Source organism: Vagococcus lutrae, assembly GCF_003987555.1.
GTDB lineage: Bacteria > Bacillota > Bacilli > Lactobacillales > Vagococcaceae > Vagococcus_A > Vagococcus_A lutrae.
Genome location: NZ_NGJW01000005.1, coordinates 81,984 through 104,809 on the forward strand (window position 1 = coordinate 81,984; position 22,826 = coordinate 104,809).

Genomic DNA, 22,826 nt, shown 5'->3' on the forward strand with positions numbered 1-22,826 from the left:
CGTTGGGTCCATACCTACATGTGCAGATTATTTAGCTGGTTTGTCTGGCACTTCAATTTCACCAGCAATAATTTTTTCTTTTGCTTCTTTGATTGCTTCTTTAATCTCTGGATTAACGTCGTCTAATTGTCCATCTGTCAAGTCAACGCCGCCTTCTTTCAATCCGTAAACCATTAATTCGCCACCAGGGAAGTTGCCGTCAGCTGATTTTTGTGCAATATCTTTAACAGATGTTCCTACACCTTTAAGTGTAGATGTTAATGTTACGTTACCGTCAGCGTATTCGCCTTCTTCTTCTTGGTCACGGTCAACACCGATAACCCATACTGGATTTTCTGGTTTTGTGTTCATAACGTCGATTGCTTCTGAGAAGACACCTTGTCCTGTGTCACCTGAAGCATGGAAAATTACGTCCACACCGTCGTGATACATAGCTGCTGCAATTGATTTACCTTTTGCTGCGTCACCAAATGAACCTGCATATTTCACTTGAACTTTAATGCTGTCGTCAACAGATTTTACCCCTTCAACGAAACCAGCTTCAAAACGTCCAATAACGTCTCCTTCTTGTCCACCAACGAAACCAATTTTTTTAGATTTTGTTGCGTTAGCTGCTGCGATACCTGCTAAGTACGCTGCTTCATGGTCTTTAAATAAAACAGATGCTACGTTATCTTGACCTTCTACCACACTATCAATAATAACGAAGTGTGTATCTGCATTTGCTTTTGCTACTTCTTCGATAGCTGGTTGTAATTTAAATCCAATACCAAATACTGTGTCGAATCCATCGTCAATCGCTGCGTTTAAGTTAGGTAAGAAGTCTGCATCAGAGTCTGATTGTTTATAATCGTATCCGCCAACACCTTTTTCTTTACCTGCTTCTTTACCCCATTCTTGTAAACCTTCCCAAGCTGATTGGTTAAATGATTTGTCATCTACCCCACCTAGGTCTGTTACGAGTGCAACTGAAAAGTCATCAGAACTGCCGTCTTTTCCTGCATCAGAAGAAGCTGTTCCTTTCTTATCATTGTTGCCACATGCTGCTAAACCGACTGCCAATCCTAAAGTTAGCAATCCTAAACCGATCTTTTTAGATGTCTTCATCTTGTAAAGCCCCCTATGTATTTTTTTATTTAACAGCTAATTACTTAGCTGGTTAAATCAGATTGATTATAGCTGTGCATCGGTAAACGTATATGGTATCAATTCTTTTACAGTCATTTCTTTAGTTTCGCCAGATTCACTGACAAGCGTCACTGGCATATCCGGCTCACAAAACTCCGCCATAACTTGACGACAAGCCCCACAAGGAGAGATTGGTTCTTTAGTGTTACCCGTTATAACTAAATGTTGAAATTCCTTGCGCCCTTCTGATACCGCTTTGAAAAAAGCCGTTCGTTCAGCGCAATTTGATAAGCCAAAAGAAGCATTTTCAATATTACAACCGGTGTAAATCTCACCCTCTTTTGTAACTAGACAAGCGCCTACTGGAAAATGAGAATATGGAACGTGTGCATGGGTCATTGCGTTTTGAGCTTCTGAAATCCAAGTTTCTTTCATTTGTCTATCCATCCTTTTCGCTATTCAGTAATGATGCCTCTTACAAGCATTGGTTCTTCAATAGCATCACCAATTTCGATATTGTCCAATATCATTTGGTTAACGTCTTCAACATCTTCACGATTGCTATACACAGTGACTAACGGTTCGCCCGCTTCAACTGACATCCCGACTTTTTTGTTTAACACTAAGCCAACACTGTAATCGATGACATCTTCTTTTGTCTTGCGTCCTGCTCCTAATAACATAGCAGCAACCCCGATACTTTCAGCATGAATGTCACGCACATAACCTGACTTAGGTGCTAACACCTGTGTCACATATTTCGCTTGTGGCATTTTTTCTGGGTGATCCACGACACTGTCATCGCCACCTTGATTACGAATCATTTCTTTAAACTTCGCAAGTGCTTTCCCAGAGTGAAGTGCGTCTTCTAACATCTTACGTGCTTCTTCAAGTGTGTCTGCTTTTTCAGCTAATACGACCATTTGACTACCTAAAACATACACCATTTCTTGTAAATCTTCTGGTCCTTCGCCTTTCAAGGTGTTAATCGCTTCGACCACTTCTAACGTGTTCCCTATTGCTTCACCTAGAGGCTGCGACATGTCAGAAATCACTGCCATTGTCTTACGACCTGCTAAATTACCAATACGAACCATTGTATGTGCTAGACGTTCAGCATCTGCTTGATTTTTCATAAATGCCCCATCACCTAATGTCACGTCTAAAACGATAGCATCGGCACCTGAAGCAATTTTTTTACTCATAACAGAACTAGCAATTAGTGGGATAGAATCGACCGTAGCTGTTACATCTCGCAATGCATACATCCGTTTGTCAGCAGGTGCTAAATCACCTGATTGACCTGTTACAGCCACCTGTGTGTCATTAACTAAATCAATAAATTGCTGATTAGGTATTTCAATTTGGAACCCGGGAATCGCTTCTAACTTATCTAACGTCCCACCCGTGTGACCAAGTCCACGACCTGACATCTTAGCAACTGGAACACCTACACTGGCAACTAGCGGTGCTAGTACGATGGTTGTCGTATCACCAACGCCACCTGTCGAATGTTTGTCTACCTTAATTCCATTAATAGAAGACAAGTCGATAACTTCACCTGAATTCGCCATGGCTAACGTTAGATGCGTAATTTCTTCATCTGTCATGTCTTGATTGAAAATTGCCATAAGCAACGCGCTCATTTGATAATCTGGAATAGAATGATCCGTGTAGCCAGAAACAATAAACTGGATTTCTTCTTGACTTAAAACCTCCCCGTCACGCTTTTTCGCAATTAAATCCACCATTCTCATAATACGTTCCTCCTGCACACTCTTATTATAACGAAACCGAATATAAAATAGAAAACTTTAATTGGTAAATCGTTTTACCAATTAAGCGTTTTTTAATTTAAACGCTTACATATAGATATTAACACCTTAATCCTAACGAGTCAACCGTTTTACCGAATCACGCTTAATTAATTTGGTTTCAAATATTTTATTAGGTATCTTTCGCTGTGGTGAGTCGATTGCTCCCATTATAAACTCTCCTGCAGTATAACCAATCTCAAAGATGGGCTGATGAACCGTGGTTAACGCGGGTGCCATATAACGACTAATTTCCAATCCATCAAAACCAATAACTGAAATATCCTCTGGTATTTTTAATCCTTGCTCGTTAATCGCTTGATAAGCACCTACTGCCATTTGATCGTTCGAGCACACTAACGCAGTAATAGGGGTAACGGCTGTCGTCAGTAACGCCTTCGTTGCTAAGTAACCACCTTCAATTGTTAAAGGACCACTCTGTACCCAGCTTGATTGTGCTGCAATATGATGGTCTTCCAAGCAATTTAGATATCCTGTAATACGTTCTGATAATTGATAGTAGTCGCCTACCTCTTGTAAAAACCCAATAGCTTCATGACCTTCTTCGATTAAATAACGTGTAGCATGATAGACCCCTTCATACTCTTCAACAAGTAATTTGCCTTCCGTTCGCTTATTACGGCCCATATCTACAAGTATTAATGACATCGACTTGTTTAAAATGCGTTCGTGTTTCAAAATACTATCAGATAGTTGATTAGGGGTCGCAATAATAACACCTTCTACCGAGCGATGAACTAATTCTTCAAAATATTTATCTTCTAATTCTGCTTGGTGGTTGGAATTACATAAAAGAATCATATAACCGAGTGAATTTAAATAAGCTTCTACCCCTTCAATTAACTTGGAAAAGAAAAAATCTGTCACATCCGGCACAATCATACCAATTGTTTGCGATTTTTTGGTGACCATATTTTGAGCGAAAAAATCAGGCTTATAATTAAACTCTTCAACGATTGCCATTACTTTTTCACGTGTTTTTTCACTAAAACGACTGCCTTTATTATTTAAAATTTGCGAAACAGTCGTCGTAGATACGCCCGCTGCTTCGGCAATGTCTCGGATTGTCATTTTCATTTTGATTGGCTGTCCTCCTTTTTAATACAGTTAAATCATAGCATACTCTCTCATAATGTAATAGCTTTCTTTATGAAAGATACGCGTCTTTTCTCGTTATCGTTTTTCATAGACAAAATGATAATGAGAAAAAAATGAGGAATTTTTCATTTTTGTTCTTGACGTATTCTCCCCCCTACTTTATACTTAACTTAATTCTTTTAAGGAGGATTTTGATATGAACATCAAATCACACTTAAAATTGAATAGCACAAACTTTTTCTTTAGCTTCTTTAGATAGTGTTTGTAGACATGCAATCATGGATACAAACAAACATGTATCTATGATGGCTAAAGCAATTTGTGTTGACAAAAAGCCACATAGGATTGAAAAAAATCTAAGTGGCTAACCTATTATCTCCTTATCAGAGCTCGTAAGGATTATTGATGAAGACAAACCATTTAGAATTTTTTTCTAAATGGTTTTTTTGTTGTCTTATAACCAGAGTAAACAACATGAAGGAGGAATATTTATGAAACAATCAATGAAATTAAAACTTTTACTTTCTGCTGCTATGGTGAGTCTTATTGGTTTAGCGGCATGTAGCTCTCAGGAAAATAAGGGGGAAAAAGAAGGACATTATCAAGTGGGTGTCCTACAAGTTGTCGAACACGGCTCGCTAGATGCAAGCTATCAAGGATTTATTGAAGGTTTGGAAGAAAATGGATTCAAAGAAGGCGACAATCTCACCGTCACTTATCAAAATGCTCAAGGTGCACAAGACCAACTCAATACAATGAGTCAAAAACTTGTCAAAGAACGACCTAATTTGTTACTAGGTATCGCAACGCCTGCTGCTCAAGCCTTACTCAGTGCTAGTAGCGACATTCCGATTGTCGTGACAGCTGTAACTGACTTAGAAGAAGCTAAACTCGTCAAATCTAATGAATCTCCTGGTGGTAACTTAACAGGGGTATCGGATCAAGTACCTATTGAAAAGCAACTCGATCTTTTAATCAGCGTCGCCAAAAAAGCAGAGAAAATCGGAATTATGTATAATGGCGGAGAAGCAAACTCTGTTTTACAAGCCAAACAAGCCAAAGCTTATTTAGAAAAACAAGGGATTGCGGTGAAAGAATTAACAGCTAACACGACAAATGACGTGCAACAAGTGACAGAAAGTTTAGCAAAGGACGTAGATGGGATTTATATTCCAACAGATAACACCTTTGCAAGTGCTATGACGCTCGTAGGAGACGTAGCGAAAGAAAAACAAATTCCTGTCGTAGCGGGCTCAATTGAAATGGTTCAAGATGGAGGTTTAGCGACGTTTGGTATTGACTATCATGCTTTAGGAAAACAAACGGGCGACATGGCCGCTAAAATCTTAAAAGGTGAACGCCAAACAACCGACTATCCCGTTGAAACATCTCGTGACTTAAAACTTGAAGTGAACAAGGACATGGCAAAGGCCTTAGGTATTGATCCAGAAACGATAAAAGAACCAAAATAAAGGAGGATTTTACGTGAGCAGTCTCATCTCTATTTTTTACAATTTACCTAGTATCTTCACTACCTCGCTCGCCCAAGGTTTGCTTTGGGCGTTGCTCGGTATTGGTGTATTCATCACCTATCGGATTTTAGATGTCGCCGATTTGACGACGGAAGGAACCTTTCCACTAGGTGGTGCTATTACAGCGACACTCATTATTCATCAGTGGTCTCCTATTTGGGCAACTTTAGCCGCATTCGTAGGCGGATTGATTGCCGGCTTAGTATCCGGTCTTATCCATACTAAGCTTAGAATCCCTGCCTTACTAACAGGAATTATTACCATGACCGCTTTATATTCAATTAATTCACGCGTAATGGGAAAGAAGCCAAATATTCCTTTAATTGGTGAAAAAACTCTTTTTTCAATAAGTGAGACGCTACAATTAAGTAAAAATACGACCATCATTCTCGTTGGAGGCATAGTTGTCTTACTGGTCATCTTACTACTTTATCTCTTCTTCCGAACGGAAATTGGTTTAGCTATTATAGCCACAGGAGACAATCCTGATATGAGTGAAGCAAATGGGATTCACACGCATTCCACTAAAATTTTAGGCTATATGATCGCTAATGGCTGTATTGCCCTTAGTGGTTCGCTACTCGTGCAAAATAATGGCTTTGCTGATTTGAATTCGGGTGTCGGCACCATTGTTATTGGCTTGGCGGCTATTATTATTTCAGAAGTTCTTTTTGCTAGCCAACCACTCTTGTGGCGTTTAGCGACTATTGTTCTAGGTGCTGTTATTTATCGCTTCATTTTAGCAATTATTTTAGAATTTCCTATTGAAGCAAATGACAACAAATTTTTCTCAGCACTCATCCTAATCATTTGCCTATCTTTTCCACTTATAAGAGAAAAATGGCCTATTAAAAAAGGAGGGACACGAGCATGAGTCAGCCTTTACTTACTCTTGATAACTTACATTTAACCTTTGAAAAAGGCACTGTCAATGAAAATCCGGTTCTTAGAGGAATCGATTTAGCTATTCACAAGGGCGACTTTATTACCATTATCGGAGGAAATGGCGCAGGAAAATCGACATTACTCAATACAATAGCCGGCTCTTTACGTCCAGATGAAGGACAGATTCATCTTCACGGAGAAAATATAACGAAGCAAAATGTCGTGAAACGGGCCGCTAAAATCAGTCGCGTCTTCCAAGACCCTAAAATGGGAACCGCAGTACGATTAACCGTTGAAGAAAATCTTTCCATTGCTTTAAAAAGAGGAAGGAAGCGAACGCTAAGTCGAGGCGTGAAAAAACAACAACGCGCTTTTTTAAAAGAAAAATTGGCTACTTTGCAATTAGGATTAGAAGAACGATTGCAAACAGAAATCGGATTACTTTCTGGAGGACAACGTCAAGCTATTACGTTATTAATGGCGACAATCATTCAACCAGATTTATTGCTTTTAGATGAGCATACAGCTGCACTCGACCCTCAAACGTCCAAAACCGTTATGACCTTGACGGAACAACTTATTCACGAGCAGGAACTAACAGCCTTTATGATTACGCATAATATGAATGATGCGATTCGCTACGGTAATCGTTTAATTATGCTACATCAAGGAAAAATCGTCGTTGACGTTTCTGGACGTGAAAAAGCCGAGTTAACTGTCCCACAATTACTTCAATTATTTGAAGAACGTAGTGATGAAGCATTGACAGATGATAGTTTGTTGTTAACATAAAGTAGTCGATAATTGTTGGTTATGTTAAAGTAATAACATATATGAAACGATGAGGTGACTTATGACAACTAAAGACAACGTACTAGCCTTACTTCTTTCACAAAATGAACAACCTCTTTCAGGTGAGGAAATGGCCGAACGTTTATCTGTTTCACGCACTGCCATTTGGAAAGCCATTCAACAGTTAAAACAAGAAGGACATGATATACAAGCAAAATCCAATGTTGGATATACTTACTTCTCACGAGAACGTTTAAACGCAGAAGGCATCCGAAAACTTTTACCCCCTTCTCTACAAACTATAGAGATTCTCGTTGAAAATGAAGTCGATTCTACCAATTCCGTTTTAAAGCGACGAGCAATTGACGGGATAGAGCGGGATACGCTTCTACTAGCAGAGAATCAAACAGCTGGGCGCGGTCGTTTTCAGCGTTCTTACTTTTCAACTCCAGAAGATGGCCTTTATATGAGTCTATATATTCATCAGCCACAGCCAGTATCTGAACTCGTACATTATACGTTAATTACGGCAGTGGCAATGGCTCAAGCGATAGAAGCTGTGTCGAATAAAACAGTGGCAATTAAGTGGGTTAATGACTTATATATTGAGGGCAAAAAAGTAACAGGCGTACTTTCAGAAGCAACGACCAACTTTGAAACAGGAATGGTCGACGGTATTATTATAGGGATTGGGACGAATGTCAGCGTGCCGACCTCTCATTTTCCATTAGAATTACAGTCTAAAGCTGGGTCTATTTTCCCACAAGGAGCCCCTAAAGCTTTTCACCGTCATCAGCTTGTGGCGCACTTTTTAACCGCCTTTTATGACTTAAAAGACCATCCGGAACGGTATCTATCAGACTATCGTGCTCGTTCATTTATTATCGGTCAGATAGTCTCATTCGATTATCAACAACAACGATTACAAGGAAAAGCGATCGGCATCTCAGATAGTGGAGAATTGTTAGTCGAACTTCCAAATCAAGACGTGATTGCTTTGTCCTCTGGCGAAGTCAGTCTTCATTATCAGTAAAAAAGCAGGAGAATGACTATCATTCTCCTGCTTTTTATACGAGCCATAAGCTAAGCGCTAAGGTTACCACTTGAGCCGTGTTTAGTAAGACTAAGTTTTTTATCGAAACAACGAACGTTTCGCTCTTAATTTGCTTTTGATTAAATTGCTGGGTTAATTTTCTTGTCAGAGGAAACGTTAACCAAACACCTAAGACAATCCAATGATATACGCCGAAAAAGATTCCCACTAAAATCGTGAGATAAGGACTGTATGCTAAAAAGTTAAATAAGCGTACACCATTTTCTTTTCCTATATAATAAGGCAGTGTGTAGCGATGATTTTGAATATCTTCTTCTAAATCGCATAGATTGTTCGCTAACATAATATTGGCAATACTAAAAATCATAGGAAGCGATGCCCAGGCAATCGGAATTAATTGACGAAAATCACCAAAAACAGTAAATTGCCAATCATGTAAGTCAAGATAGACAAAACGCTGTTGATACGTATTGATATAGATGGTCATTATAAAAATTCCAAAACCCATGGTCACTCCACTAAAAATTTCCCCAAGTGGCATACGCGATAATGGAACAGGACCAAACGTGTAAAATATTCCAATAAAACACGCAACGCCCCCCATTACTAACATCAGCCAACCTGTCTGATAGGTTAAAATCAAGCCGATAACAAAAGCAATGCCAATCATACTATATATTAAACGCCGAACTTGCTTATCCCGTAAACCCGCTTGTCCAACAATATTCACCTGATATTTATACACATCATCTTTTGCTTTTTTATAATCCATAAAATTATTAATAGCTGTTGTCGCCATATCAAATAATAACATACCTATAAAAAAGATTAACGTATTCATCGGATGAAACGAATGAAAATATACCATTGAAAATAAAACACCGATTAAGAATGGAAACAAACTTGCTAATTTCGTTTGAATTTCTACTAATTTTAAAAAAACTTTTACCGTCATTCCCCTGACTCCCAACTTACTGATTCGCTAATTTTTTTACCGTATAGCCTGACTCCTCATTCAATTTAAACGTATCCTTTAGTCCACTACTCATATAAATCTCGTCATCCGTTGTGATAAATAAAGCTTCGACATCTTTCATGCTTTCAATATAATCCAGGCCTTCTTCTAACCCCATTGAGAAAATAGCAGTCGATAAACCATCTCCATCCACTGATTTTTTCGAAATAATCGTCACACCTGCAATATGATTTTCAAACGGATACCCCGTCGTCGGATCAAATAAATGATGATACGTTTTCCCGTCTACTTCTAAGACGCGTTCATAAATACCCGACGTTACAAGTGATCGATCTTGTGCTGGGACCGTACCCACAACTTTATTACGACTCTGATTTGGATCTTGAATACCGACCGTCCATGGCTGCCCTTCTTTTTTCGGACTAGTTCCAACGACGACAACGTTACCTCCTAAGTCAACAATCGCTGTTGTCACCCCGTGCTCTTTTAATACATCCACGACTTCATCTGCGATAAACCCTTTTGCAATCGAACCTAAATCAAGCGACATCCCTGGTTTCGTTAAAAACACCGTCTGATTTTTTTTATCTAGTTGCACATCTTCATGACGAACAAGCGCTAGCGCTTCATCTATTTCTGCTTGACTAGGTTTACGAGCGTCGTCAAAACCGATATGCCAAAGCTGCGTAATCGGACCAATACTTAAATCGAATCCTTGATCTGCTTCTTCACTATATTGATAAGCTTTTTCAATCAAGCGAAAAACATCCTCTGATACTTTTACTGGTTGAACGCCTGCTTGACGGTTAATTTCAGCGACTTCTGACTTGTCAGCATCTGGTTCATTAACCGTTGTTTTATCTGCTAGCTCTTTCACTCGTGCAAAGGCGTCATCTAATACCTCTTTTTTGCCTTCATCAAAAATTTGAACGCGGACATAAGTCCCCATTAAAAATTGCTGCTCTGAATAAGGTTCTTTATTGACTTTTTGCGAAGTCGTCGTATTTGAGTCGGCTTCTTTTGTTGTAGGTGTCGTGCGACATCCTACTAACATAAGGGCCGTCAAACTTATCATGATAGCTGTTTGCCATTTATTTCGTTTCATTTTCTTCCCTTCTTTCTGTTATTATAGTTTACTATGCTTTTTCTTGAGAAGAAAGTCTGCACTTAAACAATAGAAAAAACGGAACTAACCAAAAGGCCTAGTTCCGTTTTGACGCATTTCTGAATTATTTTTCAGCCATGACAATGTTGTCGACTTCAATTTTATCTGTGTTACCTTTTTCAGCAGCATTGATTAATTGTTCTGCGTACATTTGGAATGTGTGGAATGAATGAGTTGCACCAGTTACAGCATCCATCTCAGCTGGAGCTCCTTTGTCCACTAACCCTTTATTAAATGCTGGGATAAATTCTGAAGGACCAGTACCTGCTTTGTCTTTCATCATATCATCGTATTCTTTATTGTCAGCTTTTGATTCGCCAGCTTCATTCACGTTGTCATAGTTTGATTCTGCAATCTTACCATCTTTAACAACAATTGAGAATACAACACGGTAGTCGTTAGAGTAGTTTTTCTCTTCTAATGTATAAGTACCGTCTTTCAAATCTGCCCCATTGTCAATTTCAATTTTATCCGTATTACCAGTTTGAGCTGCTTGGATTAATTGTTGTGCATAGTTTTTAAAGCTATCTGTTGAATGAGTGGCACCTGTTACGACTTCAACATCGCCTGCGTTTTGTTTATCTACTAACGCTTCATTTAATGCTGGAATGAATTCTGAAGGACCTGTACCAGACTTATCTTTCATCATATCATCGTACTCTTTGTTTTCTACTTTTGATTCGCCCGCTTCATTCACATTGTCATAGTTTGACTCTGTGATTTTACCGTCTTTCACAACGATTGAAAATACTGTACGATAGTCATTAGAGTAGTTTTTCTCTTCAAGTGTGTAAGTACCGTCTTTTAACTCGCCACCTGCAACTTGTGTCATTTCTTTTGCTTCTTCTTTTGACTCTTCTTTATCTTTTGCTACTGTTTCTTGTGTCGCATCTGTTTTTTCAGCTTCTTTTTGATCGTCACTCTTACATGCTACTAATAATAAAGAAGACATTGCTAAAATAGCTAAACCTGAAATTAATTTCTTTTTCTTCATAAGATAAGACCGCCCTTTTCTTTTATGTTATGTGAATTAACTTACAAAGATATTTTAACGCATCTTATTTATAAAAGCAATCAATATCCCTTTTTTTCTCATGAAATTCACATACTTTTTTTGTCCCTCGTTTGTTTTTCTACTTCTATCCTATGGTTTTTGATAGACATTTAACAAGAATGGCTTTATAATATGTACGATTATGATAAAATAGTAGCTACACTATTATTTTATAACTAAAAGAAAAGGAGCGAAAAGCGATGTCAAAAACACGAATTGTCGTTGTTGGGGCAGGGTATGCCGGCGTATTCGGTACAAAGCATTTATCAAAAAAGCTTAAAAAACATGAAGATGTCGAGATTACCTTAATAGACCGTCACACTTATCAGACCATGATGACAGAGTTACATGAAGTTGCAGGTGGACGCGTTGAACCTGAAGCGATTCAATATGATTTACAACGTTTATTCTCACGTCGCAAGAATGTGAAATTAGTCACAGATAATGTGACCAACATTGATAAAGACAATAAAGTGGTGATTACCGAACACGGTGAATATCCATTTGATTACCTCATGTTAGGTATGGGAGGAGAACCAAACGATTTTGGAACTCCTGGAGTAAAAGAACATGGTTTTACACTATGGTCAATGGAGGACGCTATCCGTTTACGTCACCACATTGAAGACACTGTTGCTAAGGCAGCGGTAGAACCCGACGAACAAGTCCGTCGTAGCATGTTGACATTTGTCGTATGCGGTTCTGGCTTTACCGGTATTGAAATGGTTGGGGAATTAATCGACATGCGCGAACCTATCGCGAAAAAACATAAGATTTCACCTGATGAGATTACTTTAAAAGTAGTCGAAGCAGCTCCTACTATTTTAAATATGTTAGATCGTAACGATGCAGCGATTGCTGAACGCTTCTTAAATAAAAAAGAAGTCGAAATCATCAAGAGCTCACCTATCGTAGAAGTCGGTGCCACAGATATTACCTTAAAAGATGGCTCAAAAATTCCGACACATACTTTAATTTGGACAGCAGGTGTGCAAGGTAATAGCGACGCGAAAGAGTTCGATATGGAAACAGGTCGTGCGAATCGTTTAGTGGCGAATGAATACTTGCAAGCCAAAGGTTATGAAGATAAAGGTATTTACGTAGTTGGGGACTTAGTTTATTATGAAGAGTTCGAAAACACACCGACACCACAGATTGTTCAAGCTGCTGAAGGAACAGGACAATATGCCGCAACTAATATTGTTGCTGAAATAAATGGCACAGAGAAGAAAGCATACAAAGGCAATTACCAAGGTTTCATGGTTTCTATCGGTTCTAAATATGGGGTTGCTTGCTTATTTGAAAAAATCCATTTAAGTGGTTTTCTTGCAATTATAATGAAACATATTGTTAACTTAAAATATTTCTTTGATATCCGCTCTGGCTATTATATGTTCCAATACATGATGCATGAGTTCTTCCGTGTTGAAAATGAACGAAACGTCACACGTGGACATTCTTCTCGCAATAGTAACGTTTTATGGTCAGTACCTTTACGTGTCTTTTACGGTCTTGTTTGGCTCGTTGAAGCGATGAAGAAAGTCGTGGGTAACGGTGATTACTTAAAACCTGCAACTTGGTTCAAAGAAGGGTCATGGTTTACTGACCAAGTGGCATTCCCATTCCCTTGGTTACAAGCAGCTGACGCAACATCTGGGGCCTCAGAAGCGGCAGCTGGAGGAGCAGAAACTGTCGCTCACTTTGGTTTAAGTTATGCCTATGGTGAAGAGCCAATGCTTGTTTTTGACCATATGCCAAAATGGTTTGCCTCATTAATGGAATTTATGGTACCTAATCGCGAAGTTGCGCTATTCTTCCAAAAATTCATGACAATTTTTGAAATTCTAATTGCACTCGCTATTATCGTTGGACTATTTACATGGTTAGCGAATGCGACAACAATCGCTTTGGTTGCTGCTTTCTGTTTATCAGGCATGTTCTATTGGGTTAATATTTGGTTCATCCCAGTTGCTTTTGCCTTAATGAATGGTTCTGGACGTGCACTTGGTTTAGATAAATGGGTAGTACCTTGGCTACAACGAACATTAGGCAAATGGTGGTACGGTGAAACCAAATCACTGTACGGTCATTAGTACACGTCTATTTCAAAAGTTCTAGGGATTACCCTAGAACTTTTCTTTTATATTAGTGATGAAAAGAAAGGAAGACACTCACATGCAGCCAAATAAAAACCGACAACTTATTTATATTTCTCTACTCGTCGCGCAAGGTGTCATTATCGGGCTTTTAGAAAATATGATTCCTTTTCCTTTTGCAATTGCGCCTGGGGCTAAACTAGGTCTGGCTAATCTCATCACAATTATCGCTATTTTTACAATGCCAAAACGTGAGAGCTTTTTTCTCGTTTGTTTACGTTTAATTTTAACCACCCTATTAGGTGGCACTGTTTCTACGTTGCTTTATAGTGCAGCAGGGGCTTTTCTTAGTTACTTTGGAATGCTTTTAGTGAAAATGCTAGGCCCTGACCGTGTCAGTGTCATTGGCATTAGTGCGACAGGAGGCTTTCTTCATAATGTAGGTCAACTGCTCGTTGCTAGCTTTATTGCACGTTCATGGGCAGTTATGATGTATTTGCCGATTCTTTCAATGATTGGTATTTTAGCAGGGATTGCCGTCGGGATTGCTGCTAACTATCTTTTAGAACATGTTAAAACATTAGAACAATTTAAAAAGGAATATAGCGCGTCTACTCAGACGTAGCCGAATCATAAGGAGTGTCTAAGGTGATGATACACCCACTATGGAATGAATACCCTCAACTACAAAAAGAATTAAAACAAACACTGACCATTATGCAACAGTCGGTAAATCTAGCGAATAAAGAAGTTGAAGCGGCAATTTTAACGATGATGCACTCGGGTGGAAAAATGTTGCGTCCTGCTTATTTGCTACTCTTTTCTTACTATGGAAAAGAAACAGACCGACAAAAAATGATGGCTTTAGCGGCGTCAGTCGAAACCCTACATACCGCTACATTAATCCATGATGATATCGTAGATGAAGCTGCCACTCGCCGGTCACACCCTTCTATCCAAGCGACATTTGGAAAAGATGTCGCAGTTTATGCAGGTGACTACTTGTTCGTCTCATGTTTTAAAATACTTGCTCGCTATGCATCCGATTTAAAAAGTATGGAATTAAACATCGATAGTATGGACCGAATTTTATCTGGCGAAATAGGACAGATGGATACTCGGTATCAAACTGACTTACCTATTGAAACATATTTAGATAATATCGCAGGTAAAACAGGGGAACTGTTTTCTCTCGCTTGTTTTTTAGGCGCCTTTGAAGGACAAGCGAGTAAAACAGTCACAAAAAAAGCAAAAGACATTGGATTAAATGTTGGGATGGCCTTTCAAATCATGGATGATATTTTAGATTATAGTGAAACAGAAACACAGTTAGGAAAGCCCGTCCTTGAAGACGTCAAACAGGGGGTTTATTCCTTACCTTTATTATGTGCGATTCAAGAAAATCCTACTGAGATATTGCCATTATTATATAAAAAAGAACAACTGACGGAACAAGAAACACATGAGCTTTATCAACTAGTTCATACGGCAAACGGAGTGACACAAGCCAAACAATATGCTGAGAAATATACCACAGCTGCTTTAAAAAGCCTAAAATCATTACGTTCCATTAATCCAGAAGTCACAGATATGATTTATCGTTTGACCGAGCATTTATTAAAACGAACGCAATAAGAGAAAACGCCAAGACGTTTTCTCTTATTTTTTTGCCTTGTTTTCTGATATGAAAAACAGCTCTATCTTGCTAAACACTGTGGACACCGTTATAATACTTGAGAAGCAACTAAATATAGGATACAAAAGGAGATTACCTAATGATCACAGTAACAGATGTCAGTTTGCAATTACCTGATCGTAAATTATTTGATAATGTTAATATTAAATTTACTCCCGGAAATTGTTATGGGTTAATCGGTGCAAATGGTGCCGGCAAATCCACTTTTTTAAAAATTTTAGATGGGTCTTTAGAACCTACCACTGGTAATGTCACACTCGGTCCCGACGAACGTCTTGCTACACTTAAACAAAATCACTTTGACTATGAAGATTTTACAGTTCTAGAAACCGTTATTATGGGACACGATCGTTTATATGAAGTCATGAAAGAAAAAGATGCTATTTATATGAAAGAGGATTTTTCTGATGAAGATGGCGTTCGTGCGGCTGAATTAGAAGGTGAATTCGCTGAGTTAAACGGTTGGGAAGCAGAGCCTGAAGCGGCCAGTTTATTACAGGGATTAAATATTCCAGAAACACTTCACGACCAAAAAATGGCTGAACTTTCTGCAGGGGATAAGGTGAAAGTCTTACTCGCACAAGCTCTTTTCGGACATCCCGATGTTCTACTACTTGATGAGCCGACAAACGGTTTGGATACCCAGTCGATTGCTTGGTTACAAGAGTTCTTAATTAACTTCGATAACACAGTCATTGTCGTTTCACATGACCGTCACTTCTTAAATACCGTTTGTACGCATATGGCCGACTTAGATTTCGGTAAAATTCAACTTTATGTTGGTAACTACGATTTCTGGTTAGAATCTAGTCAACTTGCAGCTAAATTACAAGCGGATCAAAATGCTAAAAAAGAAGAAAAAGTAAAAGAATTACAAGAATTTATCGCACGTTTTAGCGCGAATGCTTCTAAATCTAAACAAGCAACCTCGCGTAAAAAAATGTTAGAAAAAATTACCATTGATGACATTCAACCTTCTTCACGTCGCTATCCATTCGTAGGATTCTCACCAGAACGTGAAATCGGAAACGACCTACTCCATGTTGAGAACATTTCGAAAACAATCGATGGTAAGAAAATATTAGATAATATATCTTTCACTTTAAACAAAGACGACAAAGTCGCTTTTCTTGCACAAAATGACGTCGTTCAGACGACACTCTTTAAAATCTTAATGGGTGAAATGGAACCAGATACTGGTACTGTACGTTGGGGCGTAACTACTTCTCAAGCGTATTTACCAAAAGATAACTCGGCAGAATTTGATTCAAACTTACCTATTCTAGAATGGTTACGTCAATACGCTTCAAAAGAAGAGGACGACAACACCTTCTTACGTAGTTTCTTAGGCCGTATGCTTTTCTCTGGGGAAGATGTCATGAAACCAGTCAACGTTCTCTCAGGGGGCGAAAAAGTACGTTGTATGCTATCTAAATTAATGCTATCTAAAGCCAACGTCCTCGTTCTTGATGATCCAACAAATCACTTGGATTTAGAATCGATCACGGCTCTAAACGATGGCTTAATTGCTTTCAAAGGTTCTTTACTCTTTGCTTCGCACGACCATCAATTTATCCAAACATTAGCAAATCGCATGATTGTCTTATCAGACAAAGGAATGGTTGATTTCCCAGATGCGACATACGATGAATTTTTGGAAAATGAACGTGTCCAAAAACAAGTCGCTGCTTTATATTAAGATAAAACAAACAGGCACGTCCCATTTCAATATGGGACGTGCCTATTATTATCATTGTCTCCTATAATACTACTAATACTCCGTTCGTGTCGTGATAGAAGAAAATTTATTATATTCTTTGATGAAGAGTAATTCGACAGTGCCTCGAGAGCCACTTCTGTTCTTCTCGATTATCACTTCAATAATATTATTATCTTCATGTTCTTCTGAATCTTCGTCTGAGTCACGTTGGTAATAATCATCACGATATAAAAAGGCGACAATATCCGCATCTTGCTCGATAGATCCAGACTCACGGATATCACTTAGGACTGGTCGTTTATCCTGTCGTTGTTCAACACCACGAGAAAGCTGTGACAAAGCAATAACAGGAACTTTTAACTCTTTCGCCAATTTTTTAAGCTGTCGTGAAATCTCCGATACTTCTTGTTGGCGATTCTCTCGTCCAGTTCCTTCTATCAGCTGCAAATAGTCAATTAGCACTAAACCAAGATTACCTTTTTCTTGTGCTAACTTTCGACATTTCGCTCTAATTTCTGAAATTTTAATTCCCGGCGTGTCGTCAATGTAAATATCAGCTTGCGATAAGCTTCCCATCGCCATGACAAGATTACCCCACTCTTCTTCAGTCAGTTGACCTGTTCGTAAATGACTGGCGTCTATCGTGCCTTCTGCACACAACATCCGATTCACCAGTGATTCCGCCCCCATCTCCAAACTAAAGATTGCAACCGCTTTATCCGTCTTCGTTCCCACGTTTTGGGCAATATTTAGAGCAAAGGCTGTTTTACCAACTGCTGGACGTGCTGCTAAAATGATTAATTCCTCAGGTTGTAAGCCTGCCGTCATTTTATCTAAAGCATGATAGCCAGTAGGTAAGCCTGTAATCTCTTCTTGCAATTGAGAGAGCCGGTCGATTTCAGCAAAGGTTGTATTTAATACATCGGCAATAGCTAAAAAACCAGACCGATTGCGACGTTCAGAAACTTCCATAATCATGCGCTCAGCTTCATCTAAAATCGTTTCGACTTCATCACCTTGCTCAAACCCTTTTGTCACAATATCTGTCGCTGTTTGAATCAAATTGCGCAACAATGCTTTTTGTTCTACAATTTTCGCATAATGCCCAACATTTGCGGCCGTCGGTACAGCCATGGCTAATTCTGTCAGATACCCAACTCCGCCAACATCTTCTAATAAATTCAAACTATCTAGCTGCTCTTTCACTGTGATTAAATCAATCGCTTCATTACGATCATTTAATGTCAACATCGTTTGAAAAATAAGTTGATGACTACGTCGATAGAAATCTTGGTCTGTGATAAACTCCATCGCCTCAATAATCGCGTCGGCATTTAAAAAGACCGAACCTAGAACAGCTTGTTCGGCCTCCATACTTTGAGGTGGCATCCTATCTTGTACTATATCATTCATGATTTCTATCCCTCTCTAGTATGTATGCATTATTGTGCTTTAACATGAACACGTAACTTCGCATTAACATCTGGGTATAGCTTTACAGGAACATTCGTATAGCCCAGACTGCGAATTGGGTTCGCCAACTCCATTTTACGACGGTCTACTTTAATTTTATGTTGCTTATTTAGTTCTTCTGCTATTTGTTTCGTCGTAATAGAACCGAATAAGCGACCATCTTCACCAGATTTTGCTGTTAATACAACTTCAAAACCTTCCGCTTCTATTTGTTTTTTAATATCTTCTGCCGCTGCTTTCAATTCAGCTTCTTCTTTTTCTTTTGCTTTTTTCTTAGCAGCAAGTTCACTCATACTAGCATTGGTAGCTTCTTTTGCTAATCCTTTTTTGATTAAAAAGTTTTGAGCATAGCCAGGTGACACCTCTTTTACATCACCTTTTTTCCCTTGACCTTTAACATCTTTTAATAAAATGACTTTCATTCTACTACACCTCTCATGAAATATTCTACCTTTTATTTTACCATTTTTATTTAATAATAGCGAGTTAGACATAAAAATGTTCCACGTGAAACATTTTTAGATAAAATAAAAAGAAGGTTTGAAATCAAACCTTCTCACTTATTTTTACTCTTCTGTAACAAATGGTAAAAGTGCCATAATTCTAGCACGTTTAATAGATGTTGTTAAAGTACGTTGGTGTTTTGCACAAGTACCTGTTACACGACGTGGTAAAATTTTACCGCGTTCTGAAACAAACTTACCTTTAAGCAATTCAACGTTTTTATAATCGACATGATCGACGTGGTTAGCACAGAAATAACACACTTTACGACGTCGTTTTCCGCCTCTGCGTTGTTGAGCCATTTATTGTTCCTCCTGTTCGGTTTAGAATGGTAAATCATCATCTGAGATATCTATCTTAGCTGATGATGCGAATGGGTCTGAATCACGACCAAAATCCGGCATACCTTGTTGAGGCATTGAAGATGATGACTGATTAAAACTTTGGTTATTATTAGGTTGAGCACCAAAATCTGAACCAGAGCCTTGACGTCGTTGTTCATTGACTGACTTCGACTCTAAGAATTGGAAACTATCTGCTACCACTTCTGTCACATAGACACGTTGACCTTGTTGGTTTTCATAGTTACGTGTTTGAATACGTCCTACAACACCAATTAAAGTTCCTTTTCGTGCATAATTAGCCAATGTCTCTGCGGGCTTTCGCCAAATCACCGTGTTGATAAAATCTGCTTCACGATTACCACTTTGATTTGTAAATGGACGATCGATTGCCAAGGTGAATGTTGCAACAGCGACACCATTTGCTGTATAACGCAAATCTGGATCTTTAGTTAATCTACCTACTAGTACGACATTATTAATCATTTTTCCATCTCCTTTCACCGGAATGTTTCACGTGAAACATTTTTAGTTTTCTTCTTTGACAATCATATGACGTAAAATATCATCATTGATTTTAGCTAAACGGTCAAACTCGTTGATACCATTAGCATCTTCGGAAGAAACTTTAACGATGTGATAAAATCCTTCACGGAAATCGTTGATTTCATACGCTAAACGTCGTTTTTCCCATCCTTTAGATTCTAAAACCTCTGTACCGTTTTGTTTTAAAATATCATCAAAACGTGCGATAAGAGTACTTTTAGCTTCCTCATCAATGTTAGGTCGAATAATATACGTAATTTCATAATTCGTTACTTGACTCATTGATTTCACCTCCTTGTGGTCTCTGGCTCTATGATGTCATAGAGCAAGGAAGAGTAATCTTAGACTACTCACATCTAAATACTATACTACTTTTTGTTAAAATTATCAAGTTTATTTTACCTTTCTCTATAAAAACAGACCAGTTACTCATACTGGTCTGTTTTAAATGTTTATTCCTCTGTTAATTCCTCAGTAGACGTTTCAATTTCATCTTCTTCGTCTTCTTCAATAATCGCCATTGTGGCAACTTTGCTGCCTTCTTCTAAACGAATGAGGCGAACACCTTGTGTCGCACGTCCTGTTTGCGAAACAGAATCAACATCAAAACGAATAATCACACCTTGGTTCGTAATCACTAAGACATCTTCATCACCTTCTACAGTCGTTACTGAAACAAGAGGCCCATTTTTATCTGTAATATTGGCAGTCTTAATCCCTTTACCACCGCGCCCTTTAACTGGATATTCAGACGATGCCGTTCGTTTTCCATAACCATTCTCTGTTAATATCAATACTTCATTGTCTTCTGTTAGAGTTGACATGCCGACAACGTAGTCACCGTCACGTAAACGAACACCTCGCACACCAGCTGCCGTACGTCCCATGTTACGGACATCTGTTTCTTTAAATGTGACCGAGTAACCTAAGTGTGTACCAATAATGATGATTTGCTCACCATTTGTCACCGTCACGTTCATGACTTCGTCGCCATCTCGTAAACCAATAGCAATCAAGCCATTACTGCGAATATTCGCAAACGCTTCGGTTGTCGTTCTTTTAACCGTTCCATGTTTCGTCGTAAAGAATAAATAACTATTCTCTTTGTCTGACTTTTCTACCGAAATCACAGATTGGATTTTTTCATTAGAATCAATTCCTAATAAATTAATAATTGGAATTCCTTTTGCTGTTCGACCATATTCAGGGATTTCATAGCCTTTTGCGCGGTATACTTTCCCAGTATTCGTAAAGAACAGTAACGTATCATGCGTTGAACAAGACACGAGATTTTCTATGAAGTCATCGTCATGCATGCCCATACCTTGCACACCACGTCCACCACGCTTTTGCGTTCTAAATTCACTACTTGGTAGACGTTTAATATATCCGTTATGCGTCAACGTAATGACACTATCTTCTTCTTCAATTAAATCTTCATCTTCTAAACTCAACACTTCGCCTACTAATAGCTCAGTACGACGTGGGTCACTATATTTATCTTGAATTTCTTGCAATTCTGTTCGAATAATATCTAGCACCCGTTGATGATTGGCTAAAATGTCAGCCAAATCAGCAATAAGTTTTAACAATTCTTGATATTCATTTTCAATCTTATCGCGTTCTAAGCCTGTTAAGCGACGCAAGCGCATATCAAGAATAGCTTGTGCTTGTTTTTCAGAAAATTCAAAACGCTCTATTAACGCATTTTTAGCAATATCATCTGATGCAGATGAACGGATAATCGAAATAATCTCATCAATATGGTCTAACGCCACGCGTAAGCCCTCTAAAATGTGCGCACGAGCTTCCGCACGCTTTTTATCAAACTGAGTACGGCGACGGATTACTTCTTCTTGGTGAGCCAAATAATGCTCTAAAATAGCTTTCAGACTTAATAGCTTTGGTTCGCCATTTACAATCGCCAACATATTAAAGCCAAATGAACTTTGAAGGGCGGTCATTTTATATAAATTGTTCAGTACAACAGAAGCTGATACATCTCGGCGAATTTCAATCACAATCCGCATTCCTTCACGTGATGATTCATCTCGCAAATCGGTAATCCCTTCAATTCGTTTGTCTCGATGCAATTCCGAAATACGTTCGATCAATTTAGCTTTATTTACCATGTAAGGTAATTCTGTCACTAAAATACGCTCGCGACCGTTAGCTTGTTCTTCGATTTCTACCTTAGCTCTCACAGTAATCGAACCACGACCCGTTTCATAAGCACGACGAATACCTGATTTCCCCATGACTAATCCCCCTGTTGGAAAATCTGGTCCAGGTATCATCTCCATTAAGTCAGCTGTTGTTGCCTCAGGATTGTCCATCAACACATTAATCCCTGCAATTACTTCTCCTAAATTATGTGGTGGTATATTAGTTGCCATCCCTACGGCAATTCCCGTCGTTCCATTTACGAGTAAGTTTGGAAAACGTGCGGGTAAAACAGTCGGTTCTTTTTCAGAATCATCATAGTTTCCTTGAAAATCTACTGTATCCTTATTTAAATCACGTAACAGTTCCATCGCTATCTTACTCATTCGCGCTTCTGTATAACGCATAGCCGCTGCGCCATCACCATCTACTGAACCAAAGTTACCGTGACCATCTACTAACATATTGCGATAACTAAATGGCTGAGCCATCCGCACCATTGATTCATAAATCGCGCTGTCACCATGTGGGTGATATTTACCCATTACATCCCCAACAATTCTCGCCGATTTTTTATGTGGTTTATCCGGCGTAATCCCCAATTCATGCATCCCATATAAAATACGACGATGAACAGGCTTCAACCCGTCACGGACATCTGGTAAAGCACGTGAAACGATAACACTCATCGCATAATCTATAAAGGAGTCTTGCATCTCACTTGTAAGATTCACATCGACTATATTTTCTTTTCTCTCTTCTGACATG

Annotated in this window: 21 protein-coding genes; 8 read left to right on the forward strand and 13 right to left on the reverse strand. The window is 38.7% G+C overall.

The annotated features are described in order from the left end of the window. Positions 1-27: 27 nt before the first annotated feature. From CBF33_RS05005 to CBF33_RS05020, 4 genes are all read right to left on the reverse strand, one after another. Positions 28-1,107, reverse strand: coding sequence for a BMP family lipoprotein (locus CBF33_RS05005; RefSeq protein ID WP_126762149.1), 1,080 nt, complete (start codon positions 1,105-1,107; stop codon positions 28-30). Positions 1,108-1,173: 66 nt separating this feature from the next. Then, on the reverse strand, positions 1,174-1,575 hold the full coding sequence (locus tag CBF33_RS05010; RefSeq protein WP_126762152.1) for a cytidine deaminase: 402 nt from the start codon (positions 1,573-1,575) through the stop codon (positions 1,174-1,176). Between the two features lie 8 nt (positions 1,576-1,583). Continuing rightward, a complete protein-coding gene (locus CBF33_RS05015) occupies positions 1,584-2,885 on the reverse strand; it encodes a pyrimidine-nucleoside phosphorylase (protein WP_126762154.1) in 1,302 nt (433 codons plus the stop codon). A 132-nt stretch (positions 2,886-3,017) separates the two neighbouring features. Then, on the reverse strand, positions 3,018-4,040 hold the full coding sequence (locus CBF33_RS05020) for a LacI family DNA-binding transcriptional regulator (protein WP_126762156.1): 1,023 nt from the start codon (positions 4,038-4,040) through the stop codon (positions 3,018-3,020). Between the two features lie 524 nt (positions 4,041-4,564). Between CBF33_RS05020 and CBF33_RS05025 the strand changes: the two genes are divergently transcribed. The 4 genes from CBF33_RS05025 (at position 4,565) to CBF33_RS05040 (ending at position 8,303) form a co-directional block, all read left to right on the forward strand. Beyond that, positions 4,565-5,533, forward strand: coding sequence for an ABC transporter substrate-binding protein (locus CBF33_RS05025; protein ID WP_126762238.1), 969 nt, complete (start codon positions 4,565-4,567; stop codon positions 5,531-5,533). 13 nt (positions 5,534-5,546) lie between these two features. Beyond that, positions 5,547-6,467, forward strand: coding sequence for an ABC transporter permease (locus CBF33_RS05030; protein WP_237662107.1), 921 nt, complete (start codon positions 5,547-5,549; stop codon positions 6,465-6,467). Next, positions 6,464-7,270: an ABC transporter ATP-binding protein gene (locus tag CBF33_RS05035; protein WP_126762158.1), complete on the forward strand. Its 807-nt coding sequence runs from the start codon at positions 6,464-6,466 to the stop codon at positions 7,268-7,270. Before CBF33_RS05030 ends, CBF33_RS05035 begins: the two co-directional genes overlap by 4 nt. A gap of 61 nt (positions 7,271-7,331) precedes the next feature. Continuing rightward, the gene (locus CBF33_RS05040; protein WP_126762160.1) at positions 7,332-8,303 is read left to right on the forward strand and encodes a biotin--[acetyl-CoA-carboxylase] ligase; all 972 of its coding nucleotides are present in this window, start codon (positions 7,332-7,334) and stop codon (positions 8,301-8,303) included. A 34-nt stretch (positions 8,304-8,337) separates the two neighbouring features. Here the strand turns inward: CBF33_RS05040 and menA are convergent, their stop codons facing one another. The 3 genes from menA to pplA all read right to left on the reverse strand — a co-directional run bounded on the left by menA (position 8,338) and on the right by pplA (position 11,459). After that, entirely contained in the window at positions 8,338-9,279 is a 942-nt protein-coding gene (gene menA, locus CBF33_RS05045) for a 1,4-dihydroxy-2-naphthoate polyprenyltransferase (protein WP_126762162.1), read from the reverse strand. A gap of 16 nt (positions 9,280-9,295) precedes the next feature. Next, positions 9,296-10,405 carry an FAD:protein FMN transferase gene (locus CBF33_RS05050; RefSeq protein ID WP_170167753.1) on the reverse strand — a complete coding sequence of 370 codons (1,110 nt, stop codon included), beginning with the start codon at positions 10,403-10,405 and terminating at the stop codon, positions 9,296-9,298. Between the two features lie 124 nt (positions 10,406-10,529). Next, positions 10,530-11,459 carry an extracellular electron transfer flavoprotein PplA gene (gene pplA / locus CBF33_RS05055; protein WP_126762164.1) on the reverse strand — a complete coding sequence of 310 codons (930 nt, stop codon included), beginning with the start codon at positions 11,457-11,459 and terminating at the stop codon, positions 10,530-10,532. A 260-nt stretch (positions 11,460-11,719) separates the two neighbouring features. Between pplA and CBF33_RS05060 the strand changes: the two genes are divergently transcribed. The 4 genes from CBF33_RS05060 (at position 11,720) to CBF33_RS05075 (ending at position 17,010) form a co-directional block, all read left to right on the forward strand. Continuing rightward, on the forward strand, positions 11,720-13,612 hold the full coding sequence (locus CBF33_RS05060) for an NAD(P)/FAD-dependent oxidoreductase (RefSeq protein ID WP_126762166.1): 1,893 nt from the start codon (positions 11,720-11,722) through the stop codon (positions 13,610-13,612). A gap of 82 nt (positions 13,613-13,694) precedes the next feature. Beyond that, the gene (locus CBF33_RS05065) at positions 13,695-14,240 is read left to right on the forward strand and encodes a Gx transporter family protein (protein WP_023606934.1); all 546 of its coding nucleotides are present in this window, start codon (positions 13,695-13,697) and stop codon (positions 14,238-14,240) included. A 23-nt stretch (positions 14,241-14,263) separates the two neighbouring features. Further along, positions 14,264-15,250 (forward strand): polyprenyl synthetase family protein, encoded by a 987-nt coding sequence (locus CBF33_RS05070; protein ID WP_126762168.1) that lies wholly within the window; start codon positions 14,264-14,266, stop codon positions 15,248-15,250. Positions 15,251-15,390: 140 nt separating this feature from the next. Next, positions 15,391-17,010 carry an ABC-F family ATP-binding cassette domain-containing protein gene (locus CBF33_RS05075; RefSeq protein WP_023606932.1) on the forward strand — a complete coding sequence of 540 codons (1,620 nt, stop codon included), beginning with the start codon at positions 15,391-15,393 and terminating at the stop codon, positions 17,008-17,010. Positions 17,011-17,082: 72 nt separating this feature from the next. Here the strand turns inward: CBF33_RS05075 and dnaB are convergent, their stop codons facing one another. The 6 genes from dnaB to gyrA form a co-directional block, all read right to left on the reverse strand. Next, the gene (dnaB, locus tag CBF33_RS05080; protein ID WP_126762170.1) at positions 17,083-18,444 is read right to left on the reverse strand and encodes a replicative DNA helicase; all 1,362 of its coding nucleotides are present in this window, start codon (positions 18,442-18,444) and stop codon (positions 17,083-17,085) included. Positions 18,445-18,473: 29 nt separating this feature from the next. Then, positions 18,474-18,926, reverse strand: coding sequence for a 50S ribosomal protein L9 (rplI, locus tag CBF33_RS05085; protein WP_126762172.1), 453 nt, complete (start codon positions 18,924-18,926; stop codon positions 18,474-18,476). Positions 18,927-19,070: 144 nt separating this feature from the next. Beyond that, positions 19,071-19,310 (reverse strand): 30S ribosomal protein S18, encoded by a 240-nt coding sequence (rpsR, locus tag CBF33_RS05090; RefSeq protein ID WP_126762174.1) that lies wholly within the window; start codon positions 19,308-19,310, stop codon positions 19,071-19,073. Positions 19,311-19,331: 21 nt separating this feature from the next. Beyond that, positions 19,332-19,835, reverse strand: a complete 504-nt coding sequence (gene ssb, locus CBF33_RS05095) for a single-stranded DNA-binding protein (RefSeq protein WP_126762176.1) — start codon at positions 19,833-19,835, stop codon at positions 19,332-19,334. A 42-nt stretch (positions 19,836-19,877) separates the two neighbouring features. Then, positions 19,878-20,177, reverse strand: coding sequence for a 30S ribosomal protein S6 (gene rpsF / locus CBF33_RS05100; RefSeq protein WP_126762178.1), 300 nt, complete (start codon positions 20,175-20,177; stop codon positions 19,878-19,880). Positions 20,178-20,347: 170 nt separating this feature from the next. After that, positions 20,348-22,825 (reverse strand): DNA gyrase subunit A, encoded by a 2,478-nt coding sequence (gyrA, locus tag CBF33_RS05105; RefSeq protein ID WP_126762181.1) that lies wholly within the window; start codon positions 22,823-22,825, stop codon positions 20,348-20,350. Position 22,826: the final 1 nt, after the last annotated feature.

Excerpts from the sequence above, each read along its gene's own strand:
- CBF33_RS05005 (WP_126762149.1), bottom strand. The coding sequence starts at position 1,107 with ATGAAGACATCTAAAAAGATCGGTTTAGGATTGCTAACTTTAGGATTG.
- CBF33_RS05010 (WP_126762152.1), bottom strand. The coding sequence starts at position 1,575 with ATGGATAGACAAATGAAAGAAACTTGGATTTCAGAAGCTCAAAACGCA.
- CBF33_RS05015 (WP_126762154.1), bottom strand. The coding sequence starts at position 2,885 with ATGAGAATGGTGGATTTAATTGCGAAAAAGCGTGACGGGGAGGTTTTA.
- CBF33_RS05020 (WP_126762156.1), bottom strand. The coding sequence starts at position 4,040 with ATGAAAATGACAATCCGAGACATTGCCGAAGCAGCGGGCGTATCTACG.
- CBF33_RS05025 (WP_126762238.1), top strand. The coding sequence starts at position 4,565 with ATGAAATTAAAACTTTTACTTTCTGCTGCTATGGTGAGTCTTATTGGT.
- CBF33_RS05035 (WP_126762158.1), top strand. The coding sequence starts at position 6,464 with ATGAGTCAGCCTTTACTTACTCTTGATAACTTACATTTAACCTTTGAA.
- CBF33_RS05040 (WP_126762160.1), top strand. The coding sequence starts at position 7,332 with ATGACAACTAAAGACAACGTACTAGCCTTACTTCTTTCACAAAATGAA.
- menA (WP_126762162.1), bottom strand. The coding sequence starts at position 9,279 with ATGACGGTAAAAGTTTTTTTAAAATTAGTAGAAATTCAAACGAAATTA.
- CBF33_RS05050 (WP_170167753.1), bottom strand. The coding sequence starts at position 10,405 with ATGAAACGAAATAAATGGCAAACAGCTATCATGATAAGTTTGACGGCC.
- pplA (WP_126762164.1), bottom strand. The coding sequence starts at position 11,459 with ATGAAGAAAAAGAAATTAATTTCAGGTTTAGCTATTTTAGCAATGTCT.
- CBF33_RS05060 (WP_126762166.1), top strand. The coding sequence starts at position 11,720 with ATGTCAAAAACACGAATTGTCGTTGTTGGGGCAGGGTATGCCGGCGTA.
- CBF33_RS05065 (WP_023606934.1), top strand. The coding sequence starts at position 13,695 with ATGCAGCCAAATAAAAACCGACAACTTATTTATATTTCTCTACTCGTC.
- CBF33_RS05075 (WP_023606932.1), top strand. The coding sequence starts at position 15,391 with ATGATCACAGTAACAGATGTCAGTTTGCAATTACCTGATCGTAAATTA.
- dnaB (WP_126762170.1), bottom strand. The coding sequence starts at position 18,444 with ATGAATGATATAGTACAAGATAGGATGCCACCTCAAAGTATGGAGGCC.
- rplI (WP_126762172.1), bottom strand. The coding sequence starts at position 18,926 with ATGAAAGTCATTTTATTAAAAGATGTTAAAGGTCAAGGGAAAAAAGGT.
- rpsR (WP_126762174.1), bottom strand. The coding sequence starts at position 19,310 with ATGGCTCAACAACGCAGAGGCGGAAAACGACGTCGTAAAGTGTGTTAT.
- ssb (WP_126762176.1), bottom strand. The coding sequence starts at position 19,835 with ATGATTAATAATGTCGTACTAGTAGGTAGATTAACTAAAGATCCAGAT.
- rpsF (WP_126762178.1), bottom strand. The coding sequence starts at position 20,177 with ATGAGTCAAGTAACGAATTATGAAATTACGTATATTATTCGACCTAAC.
- gyrA (WP_126762181.1), bottom strand. The coding sequence starts at position 22,825 with ATGTCAGAAGAGAGAAAAGAAAATATAGTCGATGTGAATCTTACAAGT.